We start from the raw sequence: 3,003 nt of genomic DNA, 5'->3' as shown, positions 1-3,003 counted from the left end.
CCTTCGCACTGCCGGATAGCAGCACCCAGGTGAATGGGGTCTTCTCTCGTATGAAGCACTCCTTCCTTATCAGGCCTTACGCTGCCAGAACCCAGGTGTGGTGAGCCTCTGGCAGCTCAGGTCGCACGGCGCCGCCGTAGATTGGGTTCTCGATCATCCGGTGGATGGTCGCATAATTGGGCCGGCGCCAGACCACATCGCCGTTGGGCTGCCGGGCCGGCAGATTGAGCCCGTGCTCGTGGAACCACAGCAGAGCCTGGCGGGCGCTGCCCAATTCCGCCACCTTGTCGAACACCAGCACGATCGCGTCCTGCACCCGCCGGTCCGGATCCTTCTCCCAGCGGTCGCCGGCCTTCACGAACCCGACCGGCGCCGTGACGAGGAGTTCACCGCGTCTGGCCTTCTCGTAGCGCGCCGCGAGCGAGCGCTGGCGCAGGAGATCGAGCTCATACTCATTGAGAGAACCCTTGAGCCCGAGCAGCAGCCGATCGTTGCCCTGCCGCGGGGCATAGACCGTCTCCTGGTCAATCAGCACCGTGTCGACCACCCGGCACATCTCGATCAGTTGCTGCCAGTCGCGGCTGTTGCGGGCAAAGCGCGACACTTCGCGGGCTGCCACGGCTCCAACCTTGCCGAGGCAGACCTCGGCCACCATGCGTTCGAAGCCGGCGCGGGCGGTGGTGCCGGCCGCTGACCGCCCGAGGTCGTCATCGACGGTTTCAATTTGCGCCCAGCCCAGCATGGTCAGCCGATCCCGCATGGCGTACTGCAGGGTGCTGCTCTCGCGATTATGCAGAACCTGATGGGCGGAGGACTGGCGAACATAGAGGATCGCCTTGCGCTCCAGATGATGGGGCTGGATCTTGTCAGTCATGACCGCGCTCCTCTGCCTGTCCCGGACGGCTGTCGCGGACGTGTTCGAGGATCAGGCGAACCATCAGGTTCGTCAGCGCCTGCTGCGTCTCCGCAGGCAGGGTTCGCCAGTCTGGCATCCGCGGCTGGCCGCCGTCGCTTGGCTGGGCAAACAGGTCGAACTGCTCTGATCTGGACCGAAGGACATGATGAGGGCTGCTCTGGCGTCGCATGGGCCTCTCCCCGATTCCCGTCGTGAGAGATCCAGTTTGCCGTCGGAGCCGTGGGAGTCGACGGTGCTAACTTCGACACATCCGCCAGCAGCGCCATCAAAGCCTGGATTGCGGCGATATCCACCTGAGGAGCAAGCTCAACCCGCATCGGCGCACACACGGCCCGGTCGAACATCCAGAGAGGGAGTTCCAATCTGCGGGACGGATCACCATCGTGGCGGCAGCGAACACAATCGCCAGCACTCTTCTCGACGACCTCATCAAGCTGAACGATGCACCCGGCCCAGGGGTGCCACGGATACAGAACCTCGCGCTCTTCGGTCCTGTGGGCGTTCCGTCGTCGCTTTGTACAATACCGTGAGGCCTCACGAATCCCTCGGCTACAGGCCGCCGGCTCCGGAGGTGTTCGTCCCGGCCATGGCGGTGCGAGCAGCGCCGAACCCTCAACCAACTGCGCCATCCGTGCTGGCGGAAAGGCCATCACTCCATTAACATTCCAACCGGACCACTCCATAGGGGCGGATCAATATCCTGATGCTGCCTGCACGGTCGATCCCATCAGGACAGCGGCCATGAGGGCCAAGACGTGCAGATGGATACATCGAAGCATGGAGATCATGGGCGGCTTTCGGCTGGAGAGCACAAAGGGCACTTATCAGATGAGCAGCAAGATCGATCAGCCAATCGCAGGCAATTGCGGCAACAAGTGGCTGGCTCATTCAGCCGGCAGATGCCAAGGCCATAGAGCTGCCCACAAATCCTCGTGCTTACCCAGTGCCGCTCTGACGCCGAACGAGGATCGCTGTCGCTGACCTCCAGCAGCAGCCACAGGGGTATCTCTCACACTCTACCGGGCGGCCAACGCTGCGTGGTGCGGCAGCTCCCACCGGATGGGCTTGTACGCCTTGCCTTGCAGCTTTGCATCCCCCCAGATCGTGTCGAGGTATCCCGCATCGGCGAGAATAATGGCGTCCAGCCGGGCAGCTCGGTTAAGATCCACATTCGCCTTGCCGGTCCGGAGGCGCGCCTCGTCCGTCTTGGACAACTTGGTGACGAACGTCACCACGACGCCCGGCGTACCCTCGACCTCGTACGCGTTGAAGAGGGCGAGGCCGTCCGGCCTCACCTCGATCAGATGTTCTTTGAATGCGAACCCGTTACTTTGAGCATGAGCCCTGATGTCTGCCAGTGTGGTCTCACCGTAAATAAGGCCTGGAAAATCGGCAGGCTTGCCGTTGGCGTTGCCGCTCCACTGCTTCTCGGCGTAGACAATCCTCTTCGTCTCTGGGTCCGTGGCGACGGAGAGCCTGTTGCCGTCGGGCAACCTCCACCGCCACTCCTCGTGCGGATTCGTGCTCCTGGAGGGGAGCGGCCTTGCATTGAGCTTGGAAACGGACGAGATCTCCTCGCCGACCTTGATCCCTGACAGGGATTGTGCCTGGGCGCTGGTGCCGAAAAGCACGCTTGCAGCGATCGCGATCGCAGCGGATGCCTTGAGCTCAAGTCGTTGCATGACGCCCCTAAGGTTTGCTTTTGGCCGGAAAATAGGGAGCGGGGCACTTGTGCGTCAACCGCTGCATGTCGGCGGGAGGTTCGTGTGGCAGATGGTGCCGCATTGATGCAACACGTTCCTACCTTGGGCAAAAGTACTCCGCTGCCTTACCGTCTGCCGTACGATGCGGGGGCAAGGTAGCCAGCCGCACATGGGCGCTCAGGCCCAAAGCCCCGATCCCCCCTTGCCTCAAGTGCTCGTTGGCAGCAGCTCCCAGCGCAACCTAAGCTTTGCAAAGCGTAATCGGGGCAGTTTGGGGGGCGAACCCGCCTTAGGCTTGAGTCACAAGAACTGCGAGCGGTGGGATCTTCGGCTGATCCCCATTCAGCCCGAGGCGATCCCCAAGATAGTCGAAGAACGACAGCC

The 3,003-nt window shown here is 62.5% G+C and carries 3 protein-coding genes and 1 pseudogene; 2 read left to right on the top strand and 2 right to left on the bottom strand.

The window, feature by feature from the left end; all coding sequences use genetic code 11:
- Positions 1 to 76: 76 nt before the first annotated feature.
- Positions 77 to 874: a recombinase family protein gene (locus FS320_RS40865; RefSeq protein WP_244627716.1), complete on the bottom strand. Its 798-nt coding sequence runs from the start codon at positions 872 to 874 to the stop codon at positions 77 to 79.
- On the opposite strand from FS320_RS40865, the gene FS320_RS45645 reads away from it, so the two are divergent.
- Entirely contained in the window at positions 873 to 1,043 is a 171-nt protein-coding gene (locus FS320_RS45645; RefSeq protein WP_153885402.1) for a hypothetical protein, read from the top strand. The two genes, FS320_RS40865 and FS320_RS45645, sit on opposite strands and share 2 nt — an antisense overlap.
- 390 nt (positions 1,044 to 1,433) lie before the next feature.
- Positions 1,434 to 1,577 (top strand): annotated as a pseudogene (locus FS320_RS49250) (IS3 family transposase); the annotation flags it as partial.
- Between the two features lie 355 nt (positions 1,578 to 1,932).
- Here the strand turns inward: FS320_RS49250 and FS320_RS40850 are convergent.
- The gene (locus FS320_RS40850; RefSeq protein ID WP_152718253.1) at positions 1,933 to 2,598 is read right to left on the bottom strand and encodes a hypothetical protein; all 666 of its coding nucleotides are present in this window, start codon (positions 2,596 to 2,598) and stop codon (positions 1,933 to 1,935) included.
- Positions 2,599 to 3,003: the final 405 nt, after the last annotated feature.

It is taken from the genome of Microvirga tunisiensis (assembly GCF_009296175.1).
GTDB lineage: Bacteria > Pseudomonadota > Alphaproteobacteria > Rhizobiales > Beijerinckiaceae > Microvirga > Microvirga tunisiensis.
The sequence above is the reverse complement of the archived record's forward strand: the minus strand, read 5'-3'. Positions and strand labels throughout refer to the sequence as shown.

Coding starts and splice junctions, on each gene's coding strand:
- FS320_RS40865 (WP_244627716.1), bottom strand. CDS start 874: ATGACTGACAAGATCCAGCCCCATCATCTGGAGCGCAAGGCGATCCTC.
- FS320_RS45645 (WP_153885402.1), top strand. CDS start 873: ATGACCGCGCTCCTCTGCCTGTCCCGGACGGCTGTCGCGGACGTGTTC.
- FS320_RS40850 (WP_152718253.1), bottom strand. CDS start 2,598: ATGCAACGACTTGAGCTCAAGGCATCCGCTGCGATCGCGATCGCTGCA.